The 3,985-nt window shown below is 74.7% G+C and carries 5 protein-coding genes and 1 pseudogene; 1 reads left to right on the top strand and 5 read right to left on the bottom strand.

Features of this window, described 5'->3' with window-relative positions:
• The 3 genes from GTW08_RS22240 to GTW08_RS22230 form a co-directional block, all read right to left on the bottom strand.
• Positions 1-1,239: MFS transporter (locus GTW08_RS22240; RefSeq protein ID WP_161152465.1), on the bottom strand; the 1,239-nt coding region annotated here is incomplete at its 3' end.
• Positions 1,236-1,676, bottom strand: coding sequence for a MarR family winged helix-turn-helix transcriptional regulator (locus GTW08_RS22235; protein ID WP_073574983.1), 441 nt, complete (start codon positions 1,674-1,676; stop codon positions 1,236-1,238). The genes GTW08_RS22235 and GTW08_RS22240, both read right to left, overlap by 4 nt.
• Positions 1,677-1,757: 81 nt before the next feature.
• Positions 1,758-2,225, bottom strand: coding sequence for a MarR family winged helix-turn-helix transcriptional regulator (locus GTW08_RS22230; protein ID WP_073574984.1), 468 nt, complete (start codon positions 2,223-2,225; stop codon positions 1,758-1,760).
• Positions 2,226-2,734: 509 nt separating this feature from the next.
• Between GTW08_RS22230 and GTW08_RS22225 the strand changes: the two genes are divergently transcribed.
• Positions 2,735-3,142: a hypothetical protein gene (locus GTW08_RS22225; RefSeq protein WP_073574985.1), complete on the top strand. Its 408-nt coding sequence runs from the start codon at positions 2,735-2,737 to the stop codon at positions 3,140-3,142.
• Here GTW08_RS22225 and GTW08_RS22220 read toward each other — a convergent pair.
• On the bottom strand, positions 3,139-3,618 hold the full coding sequence (locus tag GTW08_RS22220; protein WP_073575352.1) for an SRPBCC family protein: 480 nt from the start codon (positions 3,616-3,618) through the stop codon (positions 3,139-3,141). The two genes, GTW08_RS22225 and GTW08_RS22220, sit on opposite strands and share 4 nt — an antisense overlap.
• A 62-nt stretch (positions 3,619-3,680) precedes the next feature.
• Positions 3,681-3,985: pseudogene (locus GTW08_RS22215) on the bottom strand (hypothetical protein); the annotation flags it as partial.

Genomic DNA, 3,985 nt, shown 5'->3' with positions numbered 1-3,985 from the left:
CGCCTCCGCCCGGGCGACGCGCCGCGCCGTGGGCAGGCCGATCGCGGCCGCGATCAGGCAGGCCACCGCACCCAGGGCGAGTCCGCCGCGACCGCCCCACTGCTCGCTGACCCAGCCGGCGATCGGGCCGCCGATCGGGGTGGACCCGAGGAGGGCCACCGACCACAGCGCCATCACCCGGCCCCGCATGTGCGGGGCCGAGGCCAGCTGCAGCGTCGAGTTGCCGCCGGCCATGAACGCGACGCTGGCCATCCCGACCAGCCCCATCGCGGCCAGCGCGACCCACAGCGCCGGCGCGACCGCGGCCAGGCCCAGGACCAGGCCGAACAGCAACGCGGTCCGCACCAGCATCGGCACCCCGGTACGCCCGTGCCCGGCGACGACGAGCCCCCCGACGACCGCGCCGACGCCCATCGCGCCGGTGAGCCAGCCGTAGGTGGCCGCGTCGCCGCCGAAGGTCTGCGAGGCCACGACCGGCAGCACCACCGGGAACTCGTAGGCCAGGCAGCCGATCAGCGCCATCATCACCAGAGGCACCCGCAGCTCGGGGTTGTCGCGCACGTGGGCGAGCCCCTCGCGCAGCTGCCCGGGCGCCCGGGGCGCCGGAGCGGTGGGCATGAGCGCGGAGGTGTCCAGGCGCAGCAGCGAGGTCACGACGGCGACGAAGCTGACCGCGTTCACCGCGAAGCAGATACCGGTCCCGCCCGCGACGATGACCAGCCCGGCCACGGCCGGTCCGACGGCGCGCGCGGCGTTGACCAGGACCGAGTTGAGGGTGACGGCGTTGCGCAGGTCCTCGGGCCCGACCAGCTCGTGCACGAAGGTCTGCCGGGCCGGGTTCTCGACGGCCTTGTTCAGCCCGAGCACCGCGGCCAGCACGTAGACGTGCCAGAGCGCGACGGTACCGGTGAGGGTGAGCACGGCGAGTGCGGCGGCCTGCAGGCCCATCATCGTCTGCAGGCCGACCATCAGCCGTCGCCGGTCGAGGCGGTCCACCCACACCCCGGCGTAGGGGCCGAGGAGCAGGGTGGGCACGGTCTGGACGGCGACGACGGTGCCGAGCACCGCCGCGGACCCGGTCAGCTCGTACACCAGCCAGGACTGGGCGACCGACTGCATCCAGGTACCGACCAGGGAGATCGACTGGCCGCCGATCCAGAGCCGGTAGTTGTGGCCGGACAGCGCGGCGAAGGTGCGGGCGAGCGCCCGGCGGGACGCCTGGTCCGGACCGGCGCTCACCGGGCGTCCCGCAGGGCCCCGGCGAGCGCGTCGAGCGCGGGCAGCGCGGCCCGCAGCCGTGCGGCGTGGTCGGGGGTCAGGGCGTCGACGTGTGCGGCGAGCAGCCGGGTGCGTTCCTCGCGGCGTCGGCGGTGCTCGGCAGCACCGGCCTCGGTGACCGCGACGCGCACGGCGCGACCGTCGTCGGGGTCGGTGTCGCGGACGAGCAGCCCGGCGACCTCCAGCTTGCCCGCCAGGCGCGACAGCATGGTGGGGTTGACGCCCTCGACGGTGGCGAGCTCCCCCATCCCGATCGGGCCGCGGACGGCGACGGTGCCGAGTACCGACACAGCGCTGCGGGTGAGGTCGGAGCCGCGGGTGGCCCGGTCCAGGCCCCGGGCGATCCGGGCCAGGTCCGTGCGCAGCCGCGCCAGCTCGTCGGGGTCGAGGCCGCTCATGCACACTCCATATGTTTGCCTGTCGGCAAGCATATACCTGTGCAACGATCCGCGCCGCGCACGGACGGGGCGGCGCCCCGGTCAGGCGGGAGCGACCTCGGACTCGGCGGACCGGAGCCGGGACGCCAGCCGCTGCAGGTCGTCGCGGAGGCGGAACAGCTCGTCCATCGACATGCCGGTGGCCTCGATGACCTGGTCCTGCGCGGCGGCGGCGTGCTCGCGCAGCGCCTTGCCCTTCTCGGTCAGCGACACCTGCACGGTGCGCTCGTCGTCCGGGCGACGGGCGCGGGTGACCAGCCCGTGACCCTCCAGCCGGGTCAGCATCGGCGACAACGTGCCGCTGTCCAGGAACATCCGCTCGCCGAGTTCCCGCTGGGGCACCGTCTCCTCGGCCCACAGCACGAGCAGAACCGCGTACTGGCTGTAGGTCAGGCCGATGGAGTCGAGAATCGGGCGGTAGCACCCGGTCATCGCACGCGACGCCGAGTGGAGCGCGAAACAGAGCTGCTCGTCGAGCGCCAGCGGCGCAACGGTTCCGGGCTCGGTCATTCCCACAGGGTAAGCGCTCGATGTCGGGAGTTCATCCGAGCCCGCAGGATCGGCTCGGCACCGGGCTCCCGCGGACCGGTCACGACGAGGAACGGGTCCGGGGCGCGACCACCCCCGAAGCGGTCGCGCCTCGGACCCGGGGCCGACGGACCGGAGGGCTCCCCAGCGCCCGGTCCGTGCAGAAGTTCGTGTCGTTCTGTTGTGCACCCCGGATTCCCCGACTCTGCGCGCCTCAATCGCAAACAGCTCCGGTTCACCCGCAGCGCCCAGTGTCGGCGCGCACCGTGACCCGGTCGCCGGTATCCCGCTGCGACAACGGGGTGACGGGGGGCGGTACGACGGCGGTACCGCGACCGCCCGTCAGCGTCGGCGGCCGGGTGGCGGGACGGGCTCGGGAGCGGTCATGTCAGGGCCTCCGTGGGAGGGTGACCCCGGGGTGTCCGCACCCGTCCGGTCCCCGGTCCGGCCGGGGCCGCGGACACCCGGAATCGCTGACGTCCGGAGGCGCCGTGCACGCGGTCCGCACCACCGCCCGGCTGCTGCTGGGCGCCTTCCTCGTCGCCGCGGGCGTCGCCCACCTGCTCGTCCCGGCCGAGTTCCTGGCCCAGGTGCCACCGTTCCTGCCCGCGCCCGGCGCGGTGGTGCTCATGTCCGGGCTCGTCGAGATCGCGGTCGGGGTCGGGGTGCTCCTCGCACCGGCCCGGCTGCGCCCGCACGCCGGGCTGGTCGCGGCGGCGCTGTTCGTGCTGGTGTTCCCCGGCAACGTGGCGCAGTACCTCACCGGCACCGACGCGTTCGGCCTCGACAGCGACGGCGCCCGCGCGACCCGGTTGCTGTTCCAGCCGCTGCTGGTGGTGTGGGCCCTGTGGGCGTGCGGCTCCGGTGCCCTGCTGCGGCGGGGCCGCCGCATCGCCTAGGACTTCTGCACGGTCCGGGCGAGGATGCCCAGGGTCGCCTTGAGCGACGCCGCGGAGATCACCGGGAACAGGTCGGAGTCGCGGTACTGCGGGTGGATGTCGGACCAGTCGCACCACGAGACGACCCGGGTCCCGCCGCCGTCGGCCTCGGCGACCGGCTCCAGCCGGTAGCCGTAGACGTGACCGACCGGCGGGCGCATGACGCCCACGATGGTCCAAGAGATCTCGCGGTCGGGCACGTAGCTCGCGATGTGCACGGTGACGTCGTAGCGGCCCATCGGGCGGTCGCCGAGCGACTCGCGGTCCATGTGCACGACGAAGGTGTCCCCGGCCGCCGAGACCGGCCCGCCCTCGGCCGACATCAACATCCCGGAGCTGTCGACGGCCACGTGCCCGCGCGGGTCGCGGAGTACGGCGAAGATCTCGGACGGGCTCGCGTCGACGATGCGCGAGGTCTCGATCCGCTGGTCGCTCATGGGCCCGATCATGCCCCGTCCCGGCCGGTCCGGCCCGGGGACGGGGCACGACGGTGGCGCGATCAGGAGGCGGGGCCGACCGGGAAGCGCAGGACGGCGCCGACGCCGTCGGTGAGCGTGACGTCGTCGTCGGGGTGGACCAGCACGACGGCGGCGCCGGTCGCGGCGGCGGCGCGGACCAGGACGTTCGCGGCCGGACCGGACAGCACCGGGGTGTCGCCGACGAGCTCGTCGGCCTTCTCCCCCACCGCGGCCGGGTCGGAGCCGGCGACCAGCTCGGTGCCGGGCACCGCGGCCGGGTCGACCAGCAGCGTCTCGACGGCGTGCGCGCGGGTGGCGCCGGCGACGTCGCCGAGCCCGGTGACGG

The organism is Pseudonocardia sp. SID8383, assembly GCF_009864975.1.
GTDB classification, from domain to species: Bacteria; Actinomycetota; Actinomycetes; order Mycobacteriales; family Pseudonocardiaceae; genus Pseudonocardia; species Pseudonocardia alni.
This window is presented reverse-complemented; position numbering and strand designations above follow the sequence as displayed.